Genomic DNA, 25,811 nt, shown 5'->3' on the forward strand with positions numbered 1-25,811 from the left:
AACTGAAACCCCCTTCAAGTGTTACTGGATGATCTCCAGAATATTTAGCATTAAAATGCATGATGACTTGTGTGTTCCGCGGTGATGGACGTTGTATACAGGGAGTTATCGCGTGCTAGGCCAATATTTTACCTTATCAACAGAATTAACTATGACCGGGCGACAGCAGCTATTGCTGACGGTGCCACAACAGTTTAGCGATTTTGTACTGTTAGACTTCGCCAGCTATCCATTATTAGAATGGGTAGTGTGCGAACGAATTACGCCAAAAATGCACAATTTAGTGCGAAAGCAACCCTTCTTGCAGTTGGATGTGTTGGACTCCGTTGACAACCTGCCGCTGTCAGCACCGATTTCTCGCAGTTTGGGGCAGGGATTCAGGTTATATATTGCATCGGGTATCAGCAGTGGTAAGGCTATAAGTACCCTGCGCCAGGGCGTGACAATCGAAATCGATTGTGCTGTTGATATCTGTTTTAGCTTAAATTCCCACGTGTTTGAAATTCTGCCGCTTGAACATGATCGGCGCTTGATACAGCAACCCCAGGTGCTTAATCGTGCGCGTGATATACTGGCACAGGTTCCTGACTATAATGCGGGTGCTGTGGAGCTGGCTGTGCAGTTGTCTGAAATTTTGCTCACCAACCGCCAGCTTAAACGTTATCAGCAAAGGATGGCGCTAGAATTGTCCGCAGAGGCTGCTGACGAATTGTTGCAACTGCTGGAGCACCTAGAACAGAAACAACAGTGGTTAGGACACTGTTACAATCAGGCGCTAAACCGCCATAGTTATCGTTACAGTGCTAACCAGATAGCTGACGAGCGCTTGCTGCGGATGCTGGAGTGTTATGAGTCACTGGCCCCGCCGGAGCTGGTGGCAATGGTGGCTGCACTTACTGGCGATGAGAGTGAACACTAGACTCACACCAAAGAGAATATAAATGAGTTATGAATGCCCAATATGTCGAGAGGCATTAGTATTGGAACAAAGGCAATGGTGCTGTCAGCAGCACCATTGTTTTGATGTGGCAAAAGAAGGATATGTGAATCTGTTGCCCGTCAATAAAAAGAATTCGCTAACCCCGGGCGATAATCAACAGATGATGGCCGCCAGAAGATTATTTCTGCAAGCTGGGTTTTATCAGCCACTCAGCGATAGGATAAATACCTTAGCGGTGACGCTTCATTTGGATAAGCCGGATATCCTTGATATCGGCTGTGGTGAAGGCTACTACAGCCAGCGGTTACAACAGGCAACTGATGGAAAACTGCAGGGGATGGATATTTCTAAAACGGCCGTCCGTTACGCGGCAAAACGTTATCCGCAATTACAGTTTTGTGTCGCCAGTGCTTTTGATATGCCCTTTGCAGCAGACAGTTTTGATCTGATGCTGAAAATTTTTGCGCCAGTAGCGGAATCTGAGTTACGAAGAATTTGCCGACCCGGTGGTTACTATCTCAGTGTCACCGCGGGGCCAAAGCATCATTATGCTCTTAAACAGATTATCTACGCTGAACCGAGAGAGCATCCGCTACAGAGTGGGCAACTTGAAGGGTTTATTTTGCAACATCAAGAGCGGTTACAGTGGCAGTTGCAGACCCCGCCCGGTGAACTCAGCAGTAGTTTTTTACAGATGACGCCTTATGCATGGAAATTTTCCAATGAACAGAAGCAGAATTTGACGCAGCAAGGTGTAAGTTGCGAGCTTGACTTTTTCATTGAACTGTTTCAACGACAGGCATAAGACAAAAGTCGTATTGAGAAATTTAAAATCTGCCTAAATGTGCATATTTTAAAGCTGTTTCAGCGAAGTAAGTTGACTTATTTATGGAATGATTTATAGTCAGGGAGGCTTGAAAGTTGGGCTTATTTTTATGTGTTCAAAACGACTTGTTCGTCCTGTAAGCATAAATAATACCGGCATTTTCAGCTCCACCGCCGTAAAGGCTTAGTATTGTTTTTGTTACAGGATTAAGACTATGTCTCAAGTAACTGGTGTTGTTAAATGGTTTAACGCTGACAAAGGTTTCGGCTTCATCGCTCAGGAATCAGGTCCAGACGTATTCGTACACTTCCGTGCTATCAACTCTGAAGGTTTCAAAACTCTGGACGAAGGTCAGAAAGTTTCTTTCACCGTTACTCAGGGCCAGAAAGGTCCACAAGCTGAAAATGTAACTATTATCAGCTAATTTAATTTCTTTATAAGAAATTCGAAAAAAACGCGGCAATTAGCGCCGCGTTTTTTTATATCTAAGTAGTATTTTTATGACCATTTTTCCCCGCATTCAATGGTATTTTTTAAGACACTACACGTCTGTATTTCAAAATAAAAAACATCAGCTTTTAGCCAACTAGATTGACAACACACGGCAACGATATTAATACGGCTTTGATTGATCTGTATATTTTCCATAACCAAAACGTTTAATATCCTGTTCACTAGCCCCTTCGTGGCATTCACCCCGTAATTCGGCCCGATCTCGCAGTACTAAGCGCTCCAGCTCATAGTAGCCATTGCGGCAATATTGGTTTGATTCGAGTGTTTTTTGTAGGCCGATTTCCAGTTCCTGCGTCATCTGTTTATTCTCAGCCCCATCTCGACGCCCCATGCGCTGAGGGCGCATATCCTCCTGGGGTTGCGAGCGTGAACGCTGATGCTCGGGGGCATCCATATTAGGTTGTGGCCGTTGTCGGCGATTGTCTGTTTTAACGGCGGTAACGCTGTAGGTAAACAGCTTCATACCATCACTTTTGATTTCTGCTTGAAAATTGTCGGTCACCTTACCAGCAAATTGCTCTGGATCTGGGGTACTAGAGCAGGCAGACAACATCAGGGATGCCACAGGTAGCAGCAATAATAGACGCATAGAATGTATATTCCTTGATAACTGGATAAGGATTATGACTCTTGTAAGCTGTTATTAGTTCGAGATTTATTCTGTTTTATTACCAACGTGCCTGCCAGCTTGTCATGCCATCCTTGTTTTCTGGGATCAAATGCCACCCACAGTAATCCCAAACATAAAGGTAGTGTTGCTGGAATATATGCTAGATATCGAATGAGCCACTGACGCATACTAGGTCTACCGCCACTGTTAGCATCAATGATTGCGGCTTTTATCAGCATTTTCCCTGGGGTTGCAGAACGATAGCGCCAAAACAGTAATACCAATACCGGTGGCAATAGATAGTTGATCACCAGATCGGCCGGGCCATGAATTAGCGAATGGTCATTAACAAGCTTATCGCCATATAACCAAAAGGTTAATGGCAGCGTTATCAGCAAAATCAGCAGAACATCCAGCATGGTCGCTGCGAAACGTTCCCAGAACCCAACATACTGATAATTTTCGGTTATTGCTGCCATAGTCATTCCAACATCAGTTTGTACTTAAATTTAACTGGGCCTGCGCCGCTGTTTTGCTTAACTTAGTCTTGCTATCTAGCAAAAAAACTCGCTCTGGCGCCACGGCTACGGTGTCTACCAAAAAGGCTTTTACTGCCTGGCTGCGACGTTGAGCCAGATTTCCTAAATCAGCATCGGTAATCGTTTCTGCATTTAGCAGCTGATTATAGAGACCGATGTGCCACAAGGTTGTCAGTTTGTCGTTATCAACTTTGCCTTTATCGTCAGTCGCCGCCTTTGCGGCTTTGGCTTTTTCGCTTACTGGATCAACATTGAATTGCTTTTGATAAAGTGCCAGTAGCGCTTCCGTTAGTTTGCCCGATGCCGGTATACGGCTGGCACTGAAATCAGCAGGTAAATTTTCGAGCCCACTTTGTTGCAGCAGTTGTCTTTGTAGTTTGCGTTCAGCCAGTGCTTGGCTGTCTTGCTGCGGATTTACCGATGCATCGATGCTTAATGTCAGTTTGGGCCGTTCATTAAGTGCGCTAGCGAGTTTTTGTAATTTATCCTGTTCGGCTTTGGTGAGTTTTGCTGAACCAGCATCAAACGCCACCAGATTTAACTCTTCGTCACTGCCTAATAAATTGGCTAGGAATGAAAAAGGCGCGGTGACAACTTTGGTGATGACATTGGTCAACGCGGAAAGGATAATGCCGCCAAAACTGAAATCTGGATTATCCAGATCCCCAGACACCGGCAAACCCAGATCAATCACACCATGTCTGTCCTGCAGTAAAGCAATAGCTAAGGTTACTGGCAGACTTGTGGCCAATTTCGAGTCAGTCGGTTTCCCAAGTTTTAATTGGTCAATAACGACATGGTTATTGCCTTTAAGCTGGTTATTTTGTAGTTGATAATTTAATGACAGCGTCAACTGCCCCTTATCAATGTAGTAGCCAGCATAAGTGCCTGAATACGGGTTCACTGTGGTAAGTTCTACACTTTTAAACAGTAACTCTAAGTCAAGATAAGGTTGTTGCAATAATGGATTGATCTCTCCTTTAAGTGACATTGGTGCATACCGGTCGATTTTACCGGCAATATCAACGGAGGCTTTGGTTCCTGGAACAGAAGACAAGCTACTGATTTTCCCATGTAACTGCTCTATGCCTGTCGCAAAGTTTGGTGTCAGTGAGTTATCGGCAAAATAAGCGGAGCCATTGTTAACATTGATGCTGGCAACTGTAATTTGCAGTGGTTTCGGTGTCACAGCCCCAGCCTCAGCTGTTGTTGGTGCTGCGGCGACTATTTCTGCTGTGGTTTTTATCTCTGTGTCATCTGGCGTGGCGGGCGCTTGTTTGACTAGTAATTTGCCGATATTGGTTGAGCGATCTTCATTAATCGTGACTTTGGCATAGGGTTTTTCCAGTGTGACGTTACCGAGCGCCAGTTGCCGCTTGTTGGCATCAAAATCCACAGAATCAATAGCAAGTTGCTGCCATTTGAGCAATGGTCGACGTTGCTGTAAATCTCTAATTTCTAGGTCACTGAGGTCAACATTGCCTTTATAGCTAGCATGACCAGCCGCATCGGCACTAAAATCGCCGCTACTGCTGATTTCACCTTTAGGCAGCTCAATATTCAGATAATGCACCAAGTACGGCTGCAATTGATTTAACTGCAATTTGCTTAATGTCAGCTTGCCAGTCGCTTGCTTAGCGGATAGATCGATACTGCCTTCGCTACTGAAATTGCCGCCACTCTCTGTGGCATTATTCTGCGATATGTCCAGCGACATCTGATAGCTCAATGGTGTCGTCAGTTGACTGTCGATGTTGCCTGTTTGGAGCATCAGTGGGTATACGCGCCAATCAACACCATCGCTTAGCTGCTGCTCGTGCACATTGATATCTGCATTCTTGAGATTGAAAGCCGCAAGCTTAACCTGCCATTTAGGTGTGGACGTGTGCTGAACGCTTGTTGTTGCAGGAGGTGCGGGTTCTGTGGTGTTAGGGATAAATAATGGTAGCAACGCCAATCCATGTTGATCAAAACGGCTTTGCATCCATAAACCATCAACCGTGACATCTGCAATATTCACTTGCTGTTGTTGGCTGGTTAACACAATGTCATCTAGGCGAAGTGTTGCAAGTTTAACGACGGGAGTTTTTCCATCCGTAAATTGCACATTGCTAACGGTGACAAAAGTATTATCAAGGCGATAAGACAGCGGTTGGTCCGGTGCTTGAGAGAGGACATAGTGGGTTTTTAATGACACGGCACCATCAGCCAACTGTGCTTGCAGCATAGGCTGCACATAACCCCAAAATGGCGGCAGTGTGATGTTGTTAAGTTGTAACTGCCCCTTAATCTGTAATGGTTGTAATAGCAACTGTCCATCAGTTGTTAGGGTTCCTTGATCTTGACCATTGAATGATAACCGGTACTGATTTGGCTGGTTTTCTACGTTGTCCTTGACCAGCGTATTACGTGTCCCAAAGTTGTGCACAGTGAAATTGATATTGTGATAACTAAGGTTCGCCTTGGCTGTTGTATCCGAAAATTGCAAATTACTGTTGGACAATGCCAGTGTCTGGATTCGGAAATCGGGCAGGGGAGCATTATCTGTCTGAGACGTCGTTTGGGTGGTCGCCGGGTTCTGAAAACGAGCGATAATATCGTCAAAGTTAAAGCTAATATTACCTTTGGCATCGGTGGTGCGTATCACCTGGCCCGTTAACCCCGTCAGTTGCAGATGATCAACACACCAAGCGCGGTTAAACAGCGATTGCCACAGGTTAAACTCGGCATCCGCGTGTGTCAGTTCCAGTAAGGGGGGAGCGGATTTCCCTGCGATGACTAAATTATCGAGCTGCACTCGTAGTAAAAAGGGGTTGATCTTCAAGTCATGTACAGACACTTGACGCCCTAACAACTGCGTTAGTTTTTCGGGGGCAACTGCGCGAACAACGGCGGGCGTGATGACACCAAGTAAAAAAGCATAGCAGAGGTAAATTATTGATAACCAGCCAGCGATTTTTAAGAGCTTGGGTGCCTTTCTATACGCCGCCACCATTCCTTTGAGCCTGGATAATATCATGAGTGCTTCCCGACACAGTAAAAACGAAAAAATGTTAACCTGATCATTGTACTGCGTTTACTGAGATAGTGGTATGTAACCGTAAATAAAGGCCGTTAAAGTGCCACGATGATTGAAGCTGCCCATCAAATAGTTGGGGACTTTTATCCGTAACGCGCTGTTGCTAACATTAGCCACATCAGTAATTCAGGAGAGTTGACGTTGAAGCAGGCACTGACAAAAACGGCCATTTGGAACATGAGTGTTATTACCAATCTGTTGGCATTGTTGTTGATTGTTGTAGGTGGCACCAGTGGTAATAAGGTGATTTGGAATATAGGCGTGTTTGCCTTGTCTGGCGCAATTACTAATTGGCTTGCGGTATATATGCTGTTTGAAAAAGTACCAGGATTATATGGCTCAGGAGTAATTCCGGCGCGGTTTGAAGCCATCAAACAGGCCATTGCGAATCTGATGATGGAGCAATTTTTTACTGAGGTGAATATTGATAAGTTCCTGTCACATAAGGGCGATGTACCATTACTAGATGTTAAGGCTTTGCTTGGCAAACTGGATCTAGCACCGGCTTTCGATGCGTTGCTGGCAACCGTGGCACAATCGTCATTTGGCGGTATGTTGTCGATGTTTGGTGGCACTGATGCTTTGATGCCACTAAAGCAGCCTTTTATTGAGAAAATGCAGCTGTCGCTGCAAGAGATTGCCAACAGCGAAGAGTTCAGCGAATTGTTGCGGCAGGAACTGGAAAAGCCAGGCGTAGTGGCGGATATGCGCGGTCAGATCCTGCAGATAGTGGAGCAACGACTGCAGGAGCTAACACCTCAAATCGTGAAAGAGATGGTGCAACAGATGATCCGTCGTCATTTGGGCTGGTTGGTCGTTTGGGGTGGGGTCTTCGGTGGGCTTATTGGCCTGTTGAATGCTTTGTTCTTAAGCTAAAGGAGTTAGGATGCCACATCTTGTCATTGAATATGCTGCAACGCTACAACAGCAGCTAGATATCCAAACGTTGGTTCGCAATGCCCATCAGGGGGTAATCAACAGTGGGTTGTTTAATCCCAATGCCGTAAAAACTCGGGCTTATGCCTGTGACAATTACGTACTGGGAACCGGTCATGTAAGCAACTTCATTCATATCCGCATCAGTATTATGCCGGGGCGCACTGACGAACAGAAACAACAGCTAACGCAAGCTGTCTGGCATTCCATTGCCGCGCTGGTAGACAATGTAGATTGTGTCTCGTTGGAAGTGGCTGAATTGCACCAACCGAGCTATCTTAAACAGGAACGTTAATATTCGAGGCAGGATGCGTGTGAGTCGTGAATCGGTAGTGGATAAATCAAGCGTGGCGGCAACGGCACTGGCTTCGCCCTGTGTTCGTAATTGTTGCCTTGATCATCAAGATGTGTGTTTAGGCTGTGGTCGGACCTTAGATGAAATTCTAGCTTGGCACGACGCCAGTGATGCGCTCAAACAACAGATCTTAAAAAACTGCGAGAAACGGCAAGGGCTACGGTCAACGTCTTACCGTTAAAACAACAAGGCACTCCCGCTGAAGTGCCTTGCTTTTGCGCAAGCAAGCCATCAATAGGCTGCAGTATGTACCGAACGTACCGCACGGCCTGAAGGGTCGATGACCCCTTGCAGGCTGGCATCCCAGGCTAATGCTTCTGGGGTAGAGCAGGCGACAGATTTGCCTCCAGGAACTGTTTTGGCGGCGGATTCCAATGGAAATCTCTCTTCAAAGAAACAGCGGTAGAAATAGGCTTCTTTGGTATCGGGCGTATTGTAAGGGAAGCGGAAATGCGCATTTGCAAGTTCCTTATCGTCAACTACGGCGGCAGCATGCGCCTTCAAACCGTCAATCCATGAATAACCCACACCGTCACTGAATTGTTCTTTCTGACGCCATGCCACTTCCGCAGGCAGCATATCCTCGAATGCTTCACGCAGAATGTGCTTTTCAATCCGGCCGTTTTTCGACATTTTAGCGTTAGGATTGAGGCGCATTGCAACGTCCATAAACTCCTTGTCGAGGAAGGGAACTCGCGCTTCCAAGCCCCAGGCTGCCATTGCCTTGTTAGCGCGCAGGCAGTCATATAGGTGCAGCTTATCTAATTTGCGAATTAGCTCTTCGTGGAACGCCTGGGCATTAGGTGCCTTGTGGAAGTACAGATAGCCCCCAAACAGCTCATCAGAACCTTCACCAGATAACACCATTTTGATCCCCATGGCTTTAATTTTTCGAGCCATCAGATACATGGGTGTGGCAGCGCGGATAGTAGTAACATCATAGGTTTCAAGGTGATAGATCACGTCTTTAATCGCATCCAGACCTTCCTGGAAGGTAAAGTTGATCTCATGATGGATAGTGCCAATCGCATCGGCCACTTTTTGGGCGGCAATCAGATCTGGTGCACCTTTCAAGCCCACGGCAAAAGAATGCAACTGTGGCCACCAAGCGCCTGACTCATCATTGTCTTCAATGCGTCGCTTGGCGTAAGTTTGGGTGATGGCGGAAACAACAGAGGAATCTAAGCCACCCGATAGCAACACGCCATAAGGAACATCTGACATTAATTGGCGTTTAACTGCGGCTTCCAGCGCTGCTTTTAATTCCTCTTTGCTAGCAGGATTGTCTTTTACCGCATCGTAATCACGCCATTCCCGTTGATAATATTTCACTGGCTCGCCACCACTGAGTAAATATTGCCCTGGGGCAAACACGTCAACGGTTTTGCAAACGGGCATCAGTGCTTTCATCTCTGATGCCACGTAGAAGTTACCTGCAGCATCGCGGCCGGTGTACAGCGGAATAATGCCGATATGATCCCGACCGATGAGGTAGCGGTTCAATTTCTGGTCATACAACACAAAGGCGAAGATACCGTTGAGCATGTCCAGAAATTCACAGCCATATTCCTGGTATAGCGCCAGGATCACTTCACAGTCGGAGTTAGTCTGATAGCGGTATTTATCGCCCAATTTAGCTTTCAGCTCTTTGTGGTTATAGATTTCACCATTAACAGCCAACACCAGTGAATTGTCTTCGCTATAAAGTGGCTGCGCGCCGTGTTCAATATCAACAATGGCTAAGCGTTCGTGCGCCAGAATCGCGTTATCTGAGGTGAAAATTCCAGACCAATCCGGGCCTCGATGGCGCATTAATTTAGACATCTCCAGTGCGACCGAGCGTAACGCTGACGCATCGGACTGGATATCAAGAATGGCAAAAATAGAACACATACAAAACAACTCCCCACAGTCCCCAAATCATTGCTGGTCACTGTGCCATCATTCAGGATAAAAGCCAAGCATGATTTTTGTTGAAAAATCTGATAAAAGCCATTTTATATATTGATGATCTAGGTTATTTGCTTTTAAAAATAAATATTAATTATTATTTTGTAATAATTTTTGATTAATTTACATTTTTAGTTGCGCAGGCAAGAACTCTGTTAGTGAAACAACATCCTCGCAGAAGAATTTTGAGTAGCACAACACTTGCGTAACTGGCTGATGAATATGCAACTTTGGTCATATTTTACCGATAGGATAACAATGGAAGTAAATCGCAATAAACAAGCGCCCGCAGGCGCTTGTTTATGAGTCAGAGTTTTATGTGGGTGGCGGGACGCAACGAGTAGAATTCGGTACCTTCATAGTAGCCGGGATGCGCATCGCTATTGCCCAGCATTGTTGCCGCTCGATAATAAACTGCCAGATCTTGCAAGGCCCCGGACAGATCCCAATCGGCCTGATATTCGTCGCAGGTGTTGTGATAACAGCCTTTCATGCGCTGTTGCATCTGCTCCTTGTATTTGGCGGTAGCCTCATCAATGGGCTCATTGCCACCTCCGGCAAAAACTGCTGGGACGCCATATTTGGCAAAACTGAAATGATCAGAACGGAAATAGCCACCAGATTCAGGATGTTGCTCACTTTTTACCTGGCGCTGCTGTTGATTAACGGCGGCAGTGAGATAGAGTTCCAGTTCAGATTTTCCTTTACCTACGATGGTAAAATCCTTGGTTTTACCGTAAATATTCGTACTATCAAGATTGAACACCCCAATGGTGTGCTCAAGCGGGAACAAAGGGTGTTCTGCATAATAACGAGAACCTAATAGTCCCTGTTCTTCGCCTGTGGTTACCACAAATGTTACCGAGCGTCTAATCCCATGTCCGGCTTTGGCGGCCGCCGTAAACTGACGTGCAATGGCTAACATGCCAGCAACGCCTGACGCATTGTCCATCGCACCGTTGAAAATCTTATCGCCTTCCAAGGTGTCATCTTTACCTAAATGATCCCAATGACCGGTAAACAGGATGTGTTCATCGGCGTTAACCGTTCCTGGCAGATTTGCGACAACGTTGTAGCTCTCGCCATAGTTAGCACTGTTAGCAAAGCTAATGGTCGCCGTCTGCCCTAATGGTAACTGCGTGGGTTTGTGGGCTGCTTGGTTGATTGCCACGTCTAATGCTTGCCCCGCTTTAGCAAATACTGCCGTGGCGGCATCTAGGGTTATCCAGCCTTCTACTGTTACTCGTGGCTGCGCGTTTTCAGTGACCAGATCTTGCTGTGGCCCGGTCCAACTGTGTTCCACTACCGACCAAGGATAAGACGCGGCCTCTGTTTGATGAATGATAATGGCGCCAACGGCTCCCTGACGACTGGCCTCTTCATACTTGTATGTCCAGCGACCGTAATAAGTCATGGCTTTACCGTCAAATTTTCCAGAATCTGGGTTGGCGAATCCAGGATCGTTTACCAAGATCAGTGCAATTTTGCCGTGCATGTCTATACCTTGATAATCGTTCCAACCGTATTCTGGCGCATTGATACCATACCCCACAAAAACCAATGGCGCGTTTTCAATATCCACGCGTTTAATATCGTGATGGCTGTTCAGAACTATGTCTTTACGGTATTGCAGCGGTATACCTGCCAGGGTGATCTGCTGCTGTTCGCTGGCGCTGTAACTGACCATCGGCACCTTTTGCAGGTAACTGCCATCAGGCCCTGGCTGCATACCGATAGACTTAAAGGCATGCACCAGATAATCCAGTGTCATTTGCTCACCATGGGTGGTTGGTGCGCGGCCTTCAAAAGCGTCAGAAGCGAGTGTTTTTATATCGTTGCGATACAGCTGTTCATCAAAATGAAAACCGACAGCGGCTTCGCCACTGTCGTGAGTGCAGCCAGCGACGAGCGCCAGCACACAGAGTGGAACCAATAAGCGCATAAAGGAACCTGTTAATAGTTGTTGTGATACTGGTGCTTGCCGCACCTCAGTGTGTCGTTATGATGGCGGAAAAACTTTGGCTTCGACAACCTCCATTTGTAAGCCTAATGTTACATAATGTGTCAGTGGTCTGGCGCGACTTTTACACCACATCAATATCGATGGCGCTGTCAAACACGTGATTGGGGCGAAAGGGTTCCAGCTCTATATCTTCGCGGCGGGTGACGCCGGTCAGTACCAGAATGGTTTCAAGACCAGATTGGAAACCTGCGAGAATATCGGTGCGCATATTGTCGCCAATGATAACGGTGTTCTCGGAATGCGCGCCCATGTGATTCAGTGCCGAGCGAATGATTAACGGACTGGGCTTCCCAACATAAAACGGCTTACGGCCAGAGATCACTTCAATGGGTGCGCATAAGGCTCCACAGCCGGGACTGTAACTTGGGCCGTGGGTATCTGGATTCGTGGCAATGAACCGCGCACCTTTGGCGATAAAAGCGGCGGCTTTGCGGATCATGTCCCAATGGTAAGTGCGGGTTTCACCAACGATGACAAAATCCGGGTTGATATCCGTGATGGTGAAACCGGCATTGTAGAGCTCGTGAATTAACGCGCCTTCCCCAATAACATAGGCTTTGGCATTGTTGTCGCCATTCTGTTGTTTAAGAAAACTGGCGGTAGCCATAGCAGAGGTATAAAAACACTGCTCGGGAATTTCTGGGATCCCGGCTGCCGCTAGACGATTTTGCAGATCTTTACCGGTTTGCGCTGGATTGTTGGTCAGCACCACTAGCGGATTGCCTTGTTGCAGTATTCGTCCAATAAATTTGTCACTGCCAGGCACTAATTTGTTGTCGTGCATAAGCACGCCGTCGATATCACAGATAATATTTTTCATTGCCATCCCATGCGAAGCATTACCGCTTGTTCTGATAACTTAACAAGTTACAGAAAAACAGGGAACCCGAAGGTTCCCTGTCACTGGATTAGTCGGCTGCATAACCGGCAGCACCTAGTGGCTGATTATCCAGCCAGGCTTTGCCGTCGAGCATTTTTAGTCGCCCCTCGGCAAACCATTTCACCACCAGTGGGAGGATAGCATGTTCCTGTTCGTGTACCCGCTCAGCCAGTAGCTCGACAGTATCATCATCAAATACCGGCACCTTAGCTTGCAGAATGACTGGGCCAGCATCCAGCGTTGGAGTGACAAAATGCACGCTAGCACCATGCTCTTGCTCACCGGCTTCGATGGCGCGCTGATGCGTATGCAGACCGGTAAATTTAGGCAATAACGAGGGATGTATGTTTATCATGCGCCCCTGATACGCCTTGACCAACTCATCGCTGAGAATACGCATAAATCCCGCTAGAACTATGAGATCCGGCTGCAATTGCTCAATGGCTTCGCTAAGCCGCAAATCGTAGTCTGCCCTTGATTCTTCAGGATTAACCATAACGTAATGACTAGCGATGCCTGCTGCACGCGCTCTCACTAAGCCATAGGCATCCGCTTTGTTACTGATCACCCCAACTACCTGATAGGGCGCTTTGGGCAAAGCCTGATCCATAATTGCTTGTAAATTACTGCCGTTGCCGGAAATCAGTACCAGGACGCGACACACCGACATTAAATGATCTCCACCTGTTCGGTAGCATCACCTAATGCCGCTATTTCACCAATATGCCAAGCATTTTCACCATTTGCGTTGAGTAACGCTAACGCTGACTCGAGTTGAGCAACAGGCAACGCGATCACCATACCGACACCGCAGTTGAAGGTCCGGTACATTTCGTGGGTGTCGATGTTACCGTTGTCCTGTAGCCAGTGGAAAATAGCTGGCCATTGCCAGGAAGCACCCTTGATCACGGCTTTGCAGTCTTCGGGTAACACTCGCGGAATGTTTTCCCAGAAACCACCGCCGGTAATATGCGCCATTGCATGCACCGTATGTTGTTCCAGTAATTTGAGGCAGGACTTCACATAAATTTTGGTGGGTTCTAGCAAATGTTCGATAAGAGGCTTGCCTTGCAGCAACTGCGCAGGATCTGCCTGGCTGACTTCCAACACTTTACGGATCAAGGAATAGCCGTTTGAATGAGGACCGCTTGAGCCGAGGGCAATCAACGCATCACCAGGTTTTACCTGGCTACCATCGATAATGGCTTCCTTTTCTACAACCCCAACACAGAAACCTGCCAGATCATAATCAGCGCCTTTATACATGCCGGGCATTTCAGCGGTTTCACCGCCAATCAAAGCACAACCCGACTGAAAACAGCCTTCGCCAATACCGCTGACGACTGCAGTGGCTGCGGTAACATCGAGTTTACCCGTTGCGTAATAATCGAGGAAAAATAGTGGCTCTGCCCCTTGAACAATCAGGTCGTTGACACACATAGCCACCAGATCAATACCAACGCTGTCGTGTTTTTTGTAGTCAATGGCGAGACGCAACTTGGTGCCAACACCATCAGTACCTGACACCAGCACTGGATGTTTGTATTTGGTGGGGAGTTCGCACAAGGCACCGAAACCACCAAGGTTGCCCATCACCTCCGGGCGACGAGTGCGTTTAACGACAGCTTTAATGTTATTGACCAGAGCGTTGCCTGCATCGATATCAACGCCTGCATCTTTATAACTCAGTGGGGTAGGGTTACTCACTTGATCCTCTCGGGTACGTGGTTATGGGTTTTAATGCGGCAATATTCTATCAGTTTGGCCTTACGGTCGAAAGGCAAAGATGGCGCAGGAGTGTACCGATAGGGTTCACGAATCGGCGCAAAACTGAAACTTTATGTTTTCCGCAACAAGTAAATCTACTAAAATCCCGACGATTTGCCTGACTCGTGCAGACCCTGCATAACCTGCCCTGGCAGGCATACCCGCCCGCAAAAACTCAGGAGAAACACAATGAAAGTTGTCGAGGTTAAACACCCACTGGTCCGTCACAAAATCGGTCTGATGCGCGAAGGCGATATCAGCACCAAGCGTTTTCGTGAATTGGCCGCCGAGGTGGGCAGTTTATTAACCTACGAAGCAACAGCCGATTTTGAAACTGAAACTGTGACTATTCAAGGTTGGAATGGTCCAGTAGATGTGGATCAAATCAAAGGCAAAAAAGTTACTGTAGTGCCCATTTTGCGCGCTGGTCTCGGAATGATGGACGGGGTGCTGGAAAATATTCCCAGTGCCCGAATTTCCGTTGTCGGCATGTATCGCGATGAAAAGACACTGGAACCTGTACCTTACTTTGAAAAGCTCGCCAGCGATCTGAATGAGCGCTTGGCCTTAGTGGTTGACCCAATGCTCGCAACCGGCGGTTCAATGATTGCGACGATTGACCTGCTGAAACAACGAGGATGTACCTCAATCAAGGCATTGGTGCTGGTGGCCGCACCAGAAGGTCTGAAAGCATTGGAAAAAGCCCATCCAGATGTCGAGCTTTACTGTGCGTCAATCGATCGTTGCCTCAATGAAAATGGTTATATTCTGCCAGGACTCGGGGATGCCGGTGACAAGATCTTCGGTACCAAGTAAGTGTGATAAGTGATGAAGAAGCCCGCATTCGTGCGGGCTTTTTTACGGTTGATTACAGCACCATTGCGGCAATCCAGCCAAATATCAGCAACGGAATGTTGTAGTGAATAAAGGTCGGGATGACGCTATCACGGATATGGTCATGTTGGCCATCCGCATTTAACCCAGACGTCGGGCCCAAGGTTGAGTCAGAGGCCGGAGAGCCAGCATCGCCGAGTGCTGCGGCCGTGCCTACCAGCGCAATTACCGCGGGGGGAGAAAAGCCAAAGTGCAGTGCCAGAGGCACATAGATGGTGGCAATAATCGGAATGGTTGAAAACGACGAGCCAATCCCCATGGTGATCAGCAGTCCCACCAATAGCATTAGAAACGCCGCCAGTGACTTATTATTGCCAATCAATTCGCCAATAGTGTTGACTAGCGTCGCCACTTCACCGGTCTGATTGACCACCGCTGCAAAACCAGAAGCGGCAATCATAATGAAACCGATATTGGCCATCATGCGTACGCCACGGTTAAAAATATCCTCAGTATCACTGCGTTTTAGCACGCCCGTAATGCTGAAAATCATAAAGCCCGCCAACGCACCAAAGATCATTGACTCAGTTGTGAGTTGCACCACTAGCGTGGTCAGTACCGCGACGGCTGCAATCCAGATATTGCGTGTACGTGGTGCCGCAGCTGTTAGGCCAACGCTGGGCTCGGGCATGTGGTAATGTCGCGGTTTGCGATAAGAGATGAACACCGCCACCAGCAAGCCAAGCAGCATTCCTGCTCCCGGGAGCAGCATCGCTCTGGGAATCTCTCCGGCACTTACGGCCAGACCATTATGATTGAGATTCGCTAGCAGAATGTCATTAAGAAAGATGCCACCAAAGCCGATAGGTAACACCATATAAGTGGTGACGAGGCCGAAGGTCAGCACACAGGCTACCAGTCGACGATCCAGTTGTAGTCGCGTCATCAACTGTAACAGCGGGGGGATCAGAATGGGGATAAACGCAATATGGATTGGCAGTAGGTTCTGCGAGCTGATCGACATCGCCAGCAGTGCCACCAATAGCGTTGCTTTCACTACGTTTTCATTGCGACTGTTTTGTTCCTGCCCCAATAGTTTAATCACTGAGCCAGAAATCAAGCTGGTCAGGCCGGAGTGCGACAAGGCTACCGCAAACGCTCCTAATAAGGCATAGCTCAGCGCTATCTGCGCGCCTCCCCCGAGTCCGGTATTAAATGCCGCAATCGTTTGATTAAGTCCTAAGTTCCCTAATAGACCGGCAACCAATGCACTGATGGTTAGGGCAATAACAACATTGACCCGCAAGACACTTAACAACAACATCAGGCTCACGGCGATAACAACAGCATTCATAAGCGAATTTATCGTTTTTGTTAAAAGGATATTCTCAGGAACTGCTAGGGTGCTGTAAAGCTTCTGATCATAAAATGCTTAAAAATCTTGAACTACGGCAGTTGTGGCGACAATCACTAAGCTAAAATGGGCGATATTTAGGCAACTTGACGTGCTGCCCCTTGAAAAAGGTGATATCGATCATAAATAGGTTGTGAGTTAACCCGCAGGTTTTATAATGCCTGTTAGTTAAACAGGATTTGCAAGTCACTACTCAATCCATAGATGGAGGAAATATAATGGGCGTATTAGTTAGCCGTCCGGCCCCTGATTTTACTGCAGCAGCAGTACTGGGAACTGGTGAAATTGTTGACAGTTTCAACCTGACCGCCGCAATCAAAGGAAAACCTGCAGTAGTGTTTTTCTACCCAATGGACTTTACTTTCGTATGTCCTTCCGAGCTGATTGCTTTTGATCACCGTCTGGAAGAGTTCAAAAAACGTGGTGTTGAAGTTATCGGCGTATCCATCGACTCTCAGTTTACTCACAATGCTTGGCGTAACACCCCGGTGAATCAAGGCGGGATTGGCCCAGTGAAATACACACTGGTGGCTGATGTTCGTCATGACATCTGCAAAGCTTACGATGTAGAACATCCAGAAGCTGGTGTGGCTTTCCGTGGTTCATTCCTGATTGATAAAGACGGTATTGTGCGTCACCAGGTTGTCAACGATTTACCTCTAGGCCGTAATGTAGATGAAATGCTGCGTATGATTGACGCATTGCAGTTCCATGAAGAACACGGTGAAGTTTGCCCAGCCGGCTGGCAGAAAGGCGAAAAGGGTATGAAAGATAGCCCTGATGGCGTTGCTGCATATCTGGCTGAAAATGCGGATAAACTGTAAACATTATTGATAATAAAAAAGCTGCCATGGGGCAGCTTTTTTATTGGTAGGCACGGATCAGATAACGAGTTACTCGGTATCAGCCAAATAACAATAACCTAGTTCAATCAATTTCAGCAGCAGTTGCTGAATACTTTCGCGTTGCAGCATCAGCAGTGCTTGTTCACTCGCGACACTGGTTTGATTTGCCAGCATTTCGGCATAATCGCGGTCGGCGGCGGCAAACTCAAAACAGTCGCCATTGATAAACAGTCGGTTTTCGCTATCGTTTTCTAACAACAGTACTTTCAGACCACCAATCCGGCTGATTACCGCACCATCCTGTAACGCCTGTTGTAGCTCCGCGGCATCAAGGCGATCGGCCTCACATATATCCAGTTCAAAACGGTTCTGACTCAGCAGTTTGCCGAGCATTGTCTGGTAGGCAGCAGGTTGTTGTGCCAATGATACCAGCAAATCCATCAACCCTTGTTGTTGTGCTCTAGGCACCAAGCCGGGGGCAACAGGCTCCGTTGTGGAAGTAAAACGTTGCTGCCCTTGATTGCTGTCAATCAGATAATCGGCCATCGATGACAGTAACTCTTGCTGACTGGGTGCACGAAAACCGATGGAGTAGGACATCGCCAGTGTCAGAGTGAAACCTTGGTGGGGGAATCCTGGCGGAATGTAGAGCATGTCGCCAGGTTCCAGAATATCGTCAATAATCGGTTGAAAATTCTCAATCAATGGGGAAGTGGTAACGCCACCACGTTGCTGATAATCACCAATATCACCAACGGTCCAGCGACGACGTCCTTCGCCTTGAATGATAAAAACATCATATTGATCAATATGTGGCCCAACCCCACCACCCGGGGTGGCAAATGACGCCATCAGGTCGTCAAAGCGCCAGTCTGGCAGAAATCGGAAGGCTTCCACCAACGGCTGCGAGTCTGGGTACCAGTGGTTGATGGCTTGCACCAGCAGTTGCCAGTTTTCTTCGCCATATTGATCGTAATCTTCAAATGGGCCGTTGATCACCTGCCAGTTGTTGCCTTGCTCTTGGGTGACGACCACACGGGCAGCAACTTCTTCTTCACAGGCCAAGCCTGCCAGTTCATCAGCGGCAATCGGATCGGTAAACTCTTTGAATGCCTGGCGGAAAATTACCGGCTTTTTTTGCCAAATTTCGGTCAGGAATTTCTCTTTATCTATAGTGAGTTGATACATAATTCACTCGTGTGGTTTAAAAAAGGCGGTACCTAGTGGCACCGCCTGATATGTTAGTTGACCGACTATTTCAGTTCATCAACAAAGGCTTCTGCCCGGCCAATATAGGTGGCTGGCGTTAGTTTTTTCAGTTCAGCTTTGACTTCCGCTGGTAATGCCAGATTATCGATGAATGCTGCCATCTGTGTTGCATCAATACGTTTGCCGCGAGTCAATTCTTTGAGTTTTTCGTATGGTTTCTCAATCCCATAGCGCCTCATAACGGTTTGTACCGGCTCGGCCAGCACTTCCCAGTTATGATCCAGTTCATCACGCAGATGCGCTTCGTTGACTTCCAGCTTGCTGATGCCTTTCAAGGTGGCCTGATAGGCGATAAGCGAGTGTGCAAAACCAACCCCAAGATTACGCAGCACGGTGGAATCAGTCAGATCGCGTTGCCAGCGAGATACTGGTAGTTTTGCTGCCAGATGCTGCATCAAGGCATTGGCAATACCGAGATTGCCTTCGGAGTTTTCAAAATCGATGGGATTAACCTTGTGGGGCATGGTGGAGGAACCAATTTCACCCGCAATGGTTTTCTGCTTGAAATGCCCCAGTGCCACATAACCCCAGATATCCCGGTCAAAGTCCAGTAACACAGTATTGAAGCGGGCCACAGCATCAAACAATTCGGCGATGTAGTCATGCGGTTCAATCTGGGTAGTATAAGGATTCCAGTGCAATCCGAGACTGGTGACAAAGCGCTGTGACAAGGTGTGCCAGTCTACTTCAGGGTAGGCTGACAAATGCGCATTATAGTTACCTACCGCGCCGTTGATTTTGCCCATGATCTCAACCGCTTCAATCTGTTTCATTTGGCGTTCTAGGCGTACCGCCACGTTAGCCATCTCCTTGCCTAACGTGGAAGGCGAGGCGGGCTGCCCGTGGGTTCGCGACATCAGTGGTACAGTTTTGTAGGCTTTGGCTAAGGCTTTCACCGCATCGACAATTTTGCGACAGTAGGGCAGTAGGACTTGGGCACGCGCTTCTGTCAGCATCAGCCCATGAGATAGATTGTTGATGTCTTCTGAGGTGCAAGCAAAGTGCACAAACTCACTGACGGCTTTCAGTTCAGCATTTTCGGCGATTTTTTCTTTGATGAAATATTCCACCGCTTTTACATCGTGGTTGGTGGTGGCTTCAATGGCTTTTACCCGCAGGGCGTCATCGACACTGAAGTTATCGCGAATATTGTCCAATAGCGCCAGAGCTTGTTCACTGAACGGCGGCACTTCTTCAATATCCGGACAACTGGACAATAGTTTCAACCAGTTGATTTCAACTTGAACTCGATATTTGCTGAGACCGTACTCGCTGAATATCCCCCGAAGTTCGGCAGTTTTATTGCCATAGCGCCCGTCAACCGGGGAGATAGCAGTCAGTGCGGAAAGATCCATTGTAAGCTCCTTGATGAACTTGGCTTTTAGTATAGGGTGAGGCTGTTATTGGCCGTATCGACGATAGCTTTACGGGAAAATACCAATTGTCGGCGTTTTCCTCCCAGTTGGCGCCAGAGTACGGCACTGCGCATCGCTGCCAGCAGCAGGGCGCGTATTTTATTTTGTACTTGTTTCTGTTGCAGGATATGGGGATTGCCGGAAATCTGAATTTTCGGCCCCAGATTGCTGATGATATCGCTGTAGATGTCAGCAATGTTGGCAATCACCTGTTCATCGGTGACGGCAAAGTGTTGTAACTGTCGACGAACTTGCTGAATACGCTCAGACATCATCGCCAAGGCGGCATGGTTGCGGCTGAGTTTACGCTCGAGCGCCAGTAGGCCTACTAGATAGCGGGTGATTTCCACATCTTTCTGATGATTATCGCCAAGCTGATTGATGACCCAACGATAGCCATTTGCCAGCACTTTCTTGTCAGGATAAATATCATCAATGCTGTCAGGATCTGTCACCATAATGGTATTCAGCGCCGCAGCCAACTGCTCGTCATCGGTCTCACCGTGACGGGCGATATACTGAACTTGAGCCACAGCCTGCAGCGTTGCTGCCAGTGCCATGGTTCTGTCATGCAGTGTGTTCACTGATCACTCTCTTATCAAACTATCTATGATGCCGCCACCTAAGCAGATCTCACCGTCATAGAATACTGCTGACTGTCCTGGTGTGACAGCAGCGACAGGGTTGTCAAAGATCACTTTGATCTCATCTTCGCCATTATAACGAACCTGACAATCAATATCGGGTTGCCGATAACGGGTTTTGACGGTTAACCGTTGTCCGTCAACTGGACCTTGGTGGTCGACCCAATGCAATTGATGGGCGATTAAGCCTTGTGACATCAACCGCGGGTGATTGTGTCCTTGAGCGACCACTAATACGTTGCGCTTGAGGTCTTTGTCAACGGTGTACCACGGCTCTTCACTACCCTCTTTGGTGCCACCGATACCCAGTCCTTTACGTTGACCAAGTGTATGATACATCAAGCCTTGGTGAGTACCGATCACTTCACCATCTACGGTTTCAATGTTACCCGGTTGTGCTGGCAGATAACGGCTGAGAAATTCGCTGAATTTACGCTCACCGATAAAACAGATGCCGGTACTGTCTTTTTTATCTGCCGTCACCAGCCCCAGCTCTTTGGCTATTTCCCGCACCCGAGGCTTCTCAATATCACCGACAGGGAACAGGCTACGGGACAGTTGCTCATGCCCGAGGGTATAGAGGAAATAACTCTGGTCTTTGTTGCTATCAGCACCACGTAGTAATGTAGTGTTACCGTTAAGCTCGCCACGACGCACATAGTGGCCCATGGCAATGTAATCGGCGTCTAGAATGTCGTCGGCAAAATCAAGAAACGCTTTAAATTTAATCTCTTTATTGCACATGATATCGGGATTCGGGGTGCGGCCCGCTTTGTATTCTTCCAAAAAATACTCGAATACATTATCCCAATATTCCGCAGCAAAATTGACAGTATGCAGGGGGATCCCTAGCTTGTCACAAACAGCCTGAGCATCCTGCAAATCGGCCGCTGCGGAGCAATACTCGGTATCGTCATCCTCTTCCCAGTTTTTCATAAACAGCCCCTCTACTTGGTATCCCTGCTGTTTGAGCAGATAAGCCGATACCGAAGAGTCGACGCCGCCGGACATGCCAACGATAACTTTTTTTGCGGAAGGATTAGGGTCGATAAATGTCATAAACGCTGATTCACCGTTAAACACAGACAGGATTGGTTTCTCCCAGTATCTTGCCAGCATAAAGCTGCAATGCACTGCTACTTGCCGCTCAAGGAGTTGATGGCAATTAGAGAAAAATTAACCCGGATAATTGGTCGCGTATTCTATCACGGCTTGACGCCCGCGGCTAATGTCAGAAACTGCCAATTGAGCAACCCTAGGTCATACCTTGGTCCACTGCGATAACTGTCGATAGCGGCGGCAACCAACGGACTACGCAGCTTGGTTCCCAGTGTGCAAATCTCATCATAATCTAGCCAGTGTGCTGCAGTGATATCACGGTCCTGCGGTATGGCTTGCTGACAATGTGGCAGTTGGCAGCAAAAGGTAAATCGCAGGAACGCCAATTCGCTATTAGCACTGTATTGATCAATACGCAGCAGGTGCTGCGGTTGTATCGTTAGTCCAGTCTCTTCATACACTTCTCGAGCACAGGCCATAAGCAGGCTTTCGTTGGCTTCAAGATGTCCGGCAGGCTGATTAAATTTCTGTGCGCCGTTAATCCATTCTTCCACCATCAGAAATCTGTTTTCAGCCTCAATAACACAGGCAACGGTGACGTTGGGGCGATATCGTACCTTGTTTCTTGTAGCAAAATCATTCATGCCATAAAGCCTCAATCTGTTGCGCTGTTAATGACTGGGAGGCGCCGTTGTCCAACCGCTCGCCGCTGCAGTCCAGAGAGCATTCACCAATGGCATAGCGAATTAAACGCAGGGTGGGGTAGCCGACATGAGCAGTCATACGCCGCACCTGTCGGTTGCGACCTTCGCGGATTTGTATCTCTAGCCAACAGTCGGGAACGGACTTGCGTTCACGTACTGGCGGGTCTCGCGGCCAGATGTCAGGAGCGTCTATCCGCTGCACTCGCGCGGGCAGCGTTACACCATCCTTTAGCATTACTCCGTTACGTAACTGCTCAAGCGCTGTGTCACTGATCTCGCCTTCTACTTGGACCCAGTAGGTTTTGTAGGTGTGGCGAGTCGGAGCCGTCAGTTTCGCCTGTAATTTGCCATTGTTTGTTAGTAGCAATAGACCTTCACTGTCACGGTCCAAACGTCCGGCGGCATATACGTGAGGTTCATCAATAAAATCTTTGAGCGTCTTACGGCCTGCTTCATCAGTAAACTGGCACAAAACGTCAAACGGCTTATTGAATATAATCACTTTGGTATTTTGCTTGCTGACTACGGGCTTGCTGCTGGGCCGCGCCTGATGTGACATGGCACGGGACATTGTGGAAGCGCTCCGATTTTGGTTATACCTCGGGTGCTTGACTCTGGACGTCATGATGTGAAGACGGGATCTCAGATAAAAATAAGGGAGATCTTATCATATCTGCGACATTCGTCTAAGGACTGCCATCGCCTGCCGGAATTTGAATCTTGGGCGGAATGCTCTATGATGTTCGCCAAAATGTGATCTGAAGCCCGTTTTTAGCGCGTGGATTTTCTTGTCGAACCGATTGATAGAAGGGCATTTTATTAATAGTTAAGACAAAGTTTAAAACGGGATGCAGTTGTCTCTCTTTCTTGCAAACGAACGTAGGACCCAAAATGACCGATAAAACTCCCACCATCATCTATACGGAAACAGATGAAGCGCCTGCGTTGGCGACCTTGTCACTGCTGCCTATTATTCAACGTTTTACCAAAACTGCTGGGATCAATGTTGAAACCCGTGATATATCACTGTCGGGTCGCGTTATCGCGGCTTTCCCGGAGCGTTTGACGGCAGAGCAGCAGATTGGTGACCACCTTGCGGAACTCGGTGCGCTAGCGACCACACCAGAAGCTAATATCATTAAGTTGCCCAATATTAGTGCCTCAGTTCCACAGTTGAAAGCCTGCATCAAAGAACTGCAGGCGAAAGGCTATGCCTTGCCGGATTACCCAGAAGAGCCTGCAACCGAGGAAGAAAAAGAGGCTAAATCTCGCTACGATAAAATCAAAGGCAGTGCCGTGAACCCGGTACTCCGTGAAGGTAACTCCGATCGCCGGGCGCCGTTATCGGTCAAACAATATGCTCGCAAACATCCTCACTCTATGGGGGCTTGGAGTAAAGATTCTAAGTCCCATGTGGCTCATATGGACCACGGTGATTTCTATGGCAGCGAAAAATCGGTCACTCTGCCTGCTGCTGACACGGTCTCCATTGTGTTGGAGCAGCACGATGGTCACAAAATCACGCTGAAACAGGGGCTTAAGTTGCTGGCTGGGGAAATCATCGACGCCTCGGTAATGAGTGTCCGTGAACTTAGTGCTTTTTATGAGCAACAGATCGCTGCTGCAAAGTCAGAAGGTGTGTTGCTGTCGCTGCATTTGAAAGCCACCATGATGAAGGTGTCTGATCCTGTGCTGTTCGGATACGCTGTCAAAGCCTATTACAAGGCGCTGTTTGCCAAACATGCCGATACTTTTAAAGCGATTGGTGTCGATGTTAATAACGGTTTTGGCGATGTGGTTGCTCGTATCGCCGAGCTGCCATCTACCCAGAAAGCCGCCATTGAAGCGGACATTGCGGCGATTTATGCGGCTCAGCCACCACTGGCAATGGTAAACTCCGACAAGGGTATCACTAACCTGCATGTGCCAAGTGATGTCATTATCGATGCTTCTATGCCCGCCGCTATACGCGCTGGTGGCAAGATGTGGGGACCTGATGGGCAGTTGCATGACATCAAAGCGATGATCCCGGACCGTTGCTATGCTGGCGTTTATGAAGAGGCTATCAATTTCTGTAAAGAGCATGGGGCTTTTGACCCGGCGACGATGGGCACTGTGCCCAACGTGGGATTGATGGCGCAGAAAGCAGAAGAGTACGGCAGCCATGACAAAACTTTCGAAATACCGGCTGCCGGGGTGGTGAAAGTGCTCAATGCTGTTGGTGAAGTGTTGCTGGCCCACGAAGTAGAGCAAGGCGATATTTGGCGCATGTGTCAGGCGAAAGATGCGCCGATCCGTGATTGGGTTAAATTAGCCGTGCGTCGTGCCCGGTTGTCAAATACTCCAGCGGTATTTTGGTTGGATGAAAATCGTGCTCATGATGCGCAGGTTATTGCTAAGGTCAAAGCGTATCTACCAGAAGAAGATACCAGTGGCTTGGATATCCAGATCCTGGAACCCAAGGCGGCAGCCCGGTTATCGTTAACCCGCATGAAAGCAGGTCAGGACACCATTTCGGTGACCGGTAACGTGTTGCGCGATTACCTTACCGATCTATTCCCCATTCTGGAACTGGGAACCAGTGCCAAGATGTTATCTATCGTGCCGTTGATGAATGGTGGTGGCCTGTTTGAAACCGGTGCCGGCGGTAGTGCGCCTAAACATGTGCAGCAATTTATTGAAGAAAACCATTTGCGTTGGGATTCTCTGGGTGAGTTCTTGGCACTCGGTGCTTCACTGGAGCATTTGAGCCAGACCACAGGTAACGCCAAAGCCCAGGTTTTGGCCGATTGTTTGGATAAAGCGATTGGGGAATTCCTCGACTTAAATAAGTCGCCTTCACGCAAAGTCGGTGAAATAGATAACCGTGGTAGTCACTATTTCTTGGCGCAGTATTGGGCCAAAGCGTTAGCGGACCAGGATAAAGATGTCGCCTTGCAGCAGCATTTTGCGCCATTAGCTGAAGCGCTGATTGCTAAGGAAGCACAGATTGTGGCCGAGCTAAATGGTGTACAAGGGAACCCTGTTGACATGGGTGGTTATTATCGCCCAGATCATCAGTTGGCAGCTGCCGCTATGCGCCCGAGTGCAACGCTGAACGCATTGATGACCGCTTGAAATGTTTGGCATTGGCAGTTATGACAATAGCTGCCTCTTAGCTTTTATTGCTCAAAATAAAAGGCGGGTAATTACCCGCCTTTATACAATAT

Annotated in this window: 24 protein-coding genes; 9 read left to right on the top strand and 15 right to left on the bottom strand. The window is 48.0% G+C overall.

Features of this window, described 5'->3' with window-relative positions; translation table 11 throughout:
* Positions 1 to 112 precede the first annotated feature (112 nt).
* From IE064_RS02230 to IE064_RS02240, 3 genes are all read left to right on the top strand, one after another.
* The gene (locus IE064_RS02230) at positions 113 to 919 is read left to right on the top strand and encodes a hypothetical protein (RefSeq protein WP_189616038.1); all 807 of its coding nucleotides are present in this window, start codon (positions 113 to 115) and stop codon (positions 917 to 919) included.
* A 22-nt stretch (positions 920 to 941) separates the two neighbouring features.
* The gene (rlmA, locus tag IE064_RS02235) at positions 942 to 1,745 is read left to right on the top strand and encodes a 23S rRNA (guanine(745)-N(1))-methyltransferase (RefSeq protein ID WP_133039072.1); all 804 of its coding nucleotides are present in this window, start codon (positions 942 to 944) and stop codon (positions 1,743 to 1,745) included.
* A gap of 235 nt (positions 1,746 to 1,980) precedes the next feature.
* Positions 1,981 to 2,190, top strand: coding sequence for a cold-shock protein (locus IE064_RS02240; RefSeq protein ID WP_133039073.1), 210 nt, complete (start codon positions 1,981 to 1,983; stop codon positions 2,188 to 2,190).
* Positions 2,191 to 2,379: 189 nt separating this feature from the next.
* On the opposite strand, the gene IE064_RS02245 is transcribed toward IE064_RS02240, so the two are convergent.
* Genes IE064_RS02245 through IE064_RS02255 form a run of 3 tightly spaced genes read right to left on the bottom strand, consistent with a single transcriptional unit; the run spans position 2,380 to position 6,447 of the window.
* Positions 2,380 to 2,868 (bottom strand): hypothetical protein, encoded by a 489-nt coding sequence (locus IE064_RS02245; RefSeq protein ID WP_189616040.1) that lies wholly within the window; start codon positions 2,866 to 2,868, stop codon positions 2,380 to 2,382.
* A gap of 32 nt (positions 2,869 to 2,900) precedes the next feature.
* Positions 2,901 to 3,368 (bottom strand): RDD family protein, encoded by a 468-nt coding sequence (locus IE064_RS02250; protein WP_207904279.1) that lies wholly within the window; start codon positions 3,366 to 3,368, stop codon positions 2,901 to 2,903.
* A gap of 13 nt (positions 3,369 to 3,381) precedes the next feature.
* Positions 3,382 to 6,447 carry a DUF748 domain-containing protein gene (locus tag IE064_RS02255; RefSeq protein WP_444544694.1) on the bottom strand — a complete coding sequence of 1,022 codons (3,066 nt, stop codon included), beginning with the start codon at positions 6,445 to 6,447 and terminating at the stop codon, positions 3,382 to 3,384.
* A 237-nt stretch (positions 6,448 to 6,684) separates the two neighbouring features.
* Between IE064_RS02255 and IE064_RS02260 the strand changes: the two genes are divergently transcribed.
* Genes IE064_RS02260 through IE064_RS02270 form a run of 3 tightly spaced genes read left to right on the top strand, consistent with a single transcriptional unit; the run spans position 6,685 to position 7,979 of the window.
* Entirely contained in the window at positions 6,685 to 7,383 is a 699-nt protein-coding gene (locus IE064_RS02260; protein ID WP_189616573.1) for a DUF445 domain-containing protein, read from the top strand.
* A 10-nt stretch (positions 7,384 to 7,393) separates the two neighbouring features.
* Positions 7,394 to 7,738 carry a 5-carboxymethyl-2-hydroxymuconate Delta-isomerase gene (locus IE064_RS02265; RefSeq protein WP_189616044.1) on the top strand — a complete coding sequence of 115 codons (345 nt, stop codon included), beginning with the start codon at positions 7,394 to 7,396 and terminating at the stop codon, positions 7,736 to 7,738.
* Positions 7,739 to 7,757: 19 nt separating this feature from the next.
* Positions 7,758 to 7,979, top strand: a complete 222-nt coding sequence (locus IE064_RS02270) for a DUF1289 domain-containing protein (RefSeq protein WP_229799838.1) — start codon at positions 7,758 to 7,760, stop codon at positions 7,977 to 7,979.
* A 50-nt stretch (positions 7,980 to 8,029) separates the two neighbouring features.
* Here IE064_RS02270 and asnB read toward each other — a convergent pair whose 3' ends face one another.
* From asnB to purM, 5 genes are all read right to left on the bottom strand, one after another.
* Complete coding sequence (gene asnB, locus IE064_RS02275; RefSeq protein ID WP_189616046.1) at positions 8,030 to 9,691, bottom strand: asparagine synthase B; 1,662 nt, start codon at positions 9,689 to 9,691, stop codon at positions 8,030 to 8,032.
* A gap of 364 nt (positions 9,692 to 10,055) precedes the next feature.
* Complete coding sequence (locus IE064_RS02280) at positions 10,056 to 11,690, bottom strand: M28 family metallopeptidase (protein WP_189616047.1); 1,635 nt, start codon at positions 11,688 to 11,690, stop codon at positions 10,056 to 10,058.
* 142 nt (positions 11,691 to 11,832) lie between these two features.
* Complete coding sequence (locus IE064_RS02285; protein ID WP_283166071.1) at positions 11,833 to 12,591, bottom strand: HAD-IIA family hydrolase; 759 nt, start codon at positions 12,589 to 12,591, stop codon at positions 11,833 to 11,835.
* 88 nt (positions 12,592 to 12,679) lie between these two features.
* A complete protein-coding gene (purN, locus tag IE064_RS02290; RefSeq protein ID WP_133039082.1) occupies positions 12,680 to 13,321 on the bottom strand; it encodes a phosphoribosylglycinamide formyltransferase in 642 nt (213 codons plus the stop codon).
* On the bottom strand, positions 13,321 to 14,358 hold the full coding sequence (gene purM / locus IE064_RS02295) for a phosphoribosylformylglycinamidine cyclo-ligase (protein ID WP_189616051.1): 1,038 nt from the start codon (positions 14,356 to 14,358) through the stop codon (positions 13,321 to 13,323). Before purM ends, purN begins: the two co-directional genes overlap by 1 nt.
* A 249-nt stretch (positions 14,359 to 14,607) precedes the next feature.
* Between purM and upp the strand changes: the two genes are divergently transcribed.
* The gene (gene upp, locus IE064_RS02300; RefSeq protein WP_133039084.1) at positions 14,608 to 15,234 is read left to right on the top strand and encodes a uracil phosphoribosyltransferase; all 627 of its coding nucleotides are present in this window, start codon (positions 14,608 to 14,610) and stop codon (positions 15,232 to 15,234) included.
* A 52-nt stretch (positions 15,235 to 15,286) separates the two neighbouring features.
* Here upp and IE064_RS02305 read toward each other — a convergent pair whose 3' ends face one another.
* Positions 15,287 to 16,606 carry a Na+/H+ antiporter family protein gene (locus tag IE064_RS02305; protein WP_189616053.1) on the bottom strand — a complete coding sequence of 440 codons (1,320 nt, stop codon included), beginning with the start codon at positions 16,604 to 16,606 and terminating at the stop codon, positions 15,287 to 15,289.
* Positions 16,607 to 16,884: 278 nt separating this feature from the next.
* Here IE064_RS02305 and IE064_RS02310 point away from each other — a divergent pair, with 278 nt between their 5' ends.
* Complete coding sequence (locus IE064_RS02310) at positions 16,885 to 17,490, top strand: peroxiredoxin C (RefSeq protein WP_189616055.1); 606 nt, start codon at positions 16,885 to 16,887, stop codon at positions 17,488 to 17,490.
* A gap of 69 nt (positions 17,491 to 17,559) precedes the next feature.
* On the opposite strand, the gene IE064_RS02315 is transcribed toward IE064_RS02310, so the two are convergent.
* From IE064_RS02315 to IE064_RS02340, 6 genes are all read right to left on the bottom strand, one after another.
* Positions 17,560 to 18,699, bottom strand: a complete 1,140-nt coding sequence (locus IE064_RS02315; protein ID WP_189616058.1) for a ribosomal protein uL16 3-hydroxylase — start codon at positions 18,697 to 18,699, stop codon at positions 17,560 to 17,562.
* Positions 18,700 to 18,764: 65 nt separating this feature from the next.
* Complete coding sequence (gene purB, locus IE064_RS02320) at positions 18,765 to 20,135, bottom strand: adenylosuccinate lyase (protein WP_189616060.1); 1,371 nt, start codon at positions 20,133 to 20,135, stop codon at positions 18,765 to 18,767.
* A gap of 26 nt (positions 20,136 to 20,161) precedes the next feature.
* Positions 20,162 to 20,779, bottom strand: a complete 618-nt coding sequence (gene hflD, locus IE064_RS02325; RefSeq protein WP_133039089.1) for a high frequency lysogenization protein HflD — start codon at positions 20,777 to 20,779, stop codon at positions 20,162 to 20,164.
* 3 nt (positions 20,780 to 20,782) lie between these two features.
* Positions 20,783 to 21,898: a tRNA 2-thiouridine(34) synthase MnmA gene (gene mnmA, locus IE064_RS02330; protein ID WP_189616062.1), complete on the bottom strand. Its 1,116-nt coding sequence runs from the start codon at positions 21,896 to 21,898 to the stop codon at positions 20,783 to 20,785.
* 146 nt (positions 21,899 to 22,044) lie between these two features.
* Positions 22,045 to 22,542: an NUDIX hydrolase gene (locus IE064_RS02335; RefSeq protein ID WP_189616063.1), complete on the bottom strand. Its 498-nt coding sequence runs from the start codon at positions 22,540 to 22,542 to the stop codon at positions 22,045 to 22,047.
* On the bottom strand, positions 22,535 to 23,173 hold the full coding sequence (locus IE064_RS02340; protein ID WP_189616065.1) for a pseudouridine synthase: 639 nt from the start codon (positions 23,171 to 23,173) through the stop codon (positions 22,535 to 22,537). Before IE064_RS02340 ends, IE064_RS02335 begins: the two co-directional genes overlap by 8 nt.
* Before the next feature lie 320 nt (positions 23,174 to 23,493).
* Between IE064_RS02340 and IE064_RS02345 the strand changes: the two genes are divergently transcribed.
* Positions 23,494 to 25,719, top strand: coding sequence for an NADP-dependent isocitrate dehydrogenase (locus tag IE064_RS02345; RefSeq protein ID WP_189616067.1), 2,226 nt, complete (start codon positions 23,494 to 23,496; stop codon positions 25,717 to 25,719).
* Positions 25,720 to 25,811 lie beyond the last annotated feature (92 nt).

Origin of the sequence: Shewanella fodinae, assembly GCF_014651955.1 — a bacterium.
In the GTDB taxonomy this organism is placed as follows: Bacteria; Pseudomonadota; Gammaproteobacteria; order Enterobacterales; family Shewanellaceae; genus Shewanella; species Shewanella fodinae.

Excerpts from the sequence above, each read along its gene's own strand:
- IE064_RS02340 (WP_189616065.1), bottom strand. The coding sequence starts at position 23,173 with ATGTCCCGTGCCATGTCACATCAGGCGCGGCCCAGCAGCAAGCCCGTA.
- IE064_RS02250 (WP_207904279.1), bottom strand. The coding sequence starts at position 3,368 with ATGGCAGCAATAACCGAAAATTATCAGTATGTTGGGTTCTGGGAACGT.
- mnmA (WP_189616062.1), bottom strand. The coding sequence starts at position 21,898 with ATGACATTTATCGACCCTAATCCTTCCGCAAAAAAAGTTATCGTTGGC.
- IE064_RS02310 (WP_189616055.1), top strand. The coding sequence starts at position 16,885 with ATGGGCGTATTAGTTAGCCGTCCGGCCCCTGATTTTACTGCAGCAGCA.
- upp (WP_133039084.1), top strand. The coding sequence starts at position 14,608 with ATGAAAGTTGTCGAGGTTAAACACCCACTGGTCCGTCACAAAATCGGT.
- IE064_RS02255 (WP_444544694.1), bottom strand. The coding sequence starts at position 6,447 with ATGATATTATCCAGGCTCAAAGGAATGGTGGCGGCGTATAGAAAGGCA.
- IE064_RS02335 (WP_189616063.1), bottom strand. The coding sequence starts at position 22,542 with ATGAATGATTTTGCTACAAGAAACAAGGTACGATATCGCCCCAACGTC.
- IE064_RS02265 (WP_189616044.1), top strand. The coding sequence starts at position 7,394 with ATGCCACATCTTGTCATTGAATATGCTGCAACGCTACAACAGCAGCTA.
- asnB (WP_189616046.1), bottom strand. The coding sequence starts at position 9,691 with ATGTGTTCTATTTTTGCCATTCTTGATATCCAGTCCGATGCGTCAGCG.
- IE064_RS02240 (WP_133039073.1), top strand. The coding sequence starts at position 1,981 with ATGTCTCAAGTAACTGGTGTTGTTAAATGGTTTAACGCTGACAAAGGT.
- purB (WP_189616060.1), bottom strand. The coding sequence starts at position 20,135 with ATGGATCTTTCCGCACTGACTGCTATCTCCCCGGTTGACGGGCGCTAT.
- rlmA (WP_133039072.1), top strand. The coding sequence starts at position 942 with ATGAGTTATGAATGCCCAATATGTCGAGAGGCATTAGTATTGGAACAA.
- IE064_RS02260 (WP_189616573.1), top strand. The coding sequence starts at position 6,685 with ATGAGTGTTATTACCAATCTGTTGGCATTGTTGTTGATTGTTGTAGGT.
- IE064_RS02285 (WP_283166071.1), bottom strand. The coding sequence starts at position 12,591 with ATGAAAAATATTATCTGTGATATCGACGGCGTGCTTATGCACGACAAC.
- IE064_RS02345 (WP_189616067.1), top strand. The coding sequence starts at position 23,494 with ATGACCGATAAAACTCCCACCATCATCTATACGGAAACAGATGAAGCG.
- IE064_RS02305 (WP_189616053.1), bottom strand. The coding sequence starts at position 16,606 with ATGAATGCTGTTGTTATCGCCGTGAGCCTGATGTTGTTGTTAAGTGTC.
- IE064_RS02245 (WP_189616040.1), bottom strand. The coding sequence starts at position 2,868 with ATGCGTCTATTATTGCTGCTACCTGTGGCATCCCTGATGTTGTCTGCC.
- IE064_RS02280 (WP_189616047.1), bottom strand. The coding sequence starts at position 11,690 with ATGCGCTTATTGGTTCCACTCTGTGTGCTGGCGCTCGTCGCTGGCTGC.
- IE064_RS02315 (WP_189616058.1), bottom strand. The coding sequence starts at position 18,699 with ATGTATCAACTCACTATAGATAAAGAGAAATTCCTGACCGAAATTTGG.
- purN (WP_133039082.1), bottom strand. The coding sequence starts at position 13,321 with ATGTCGGTGTGTCGCGTCCTGGTACTGATTTCCGGCAACGGCAGTAAT.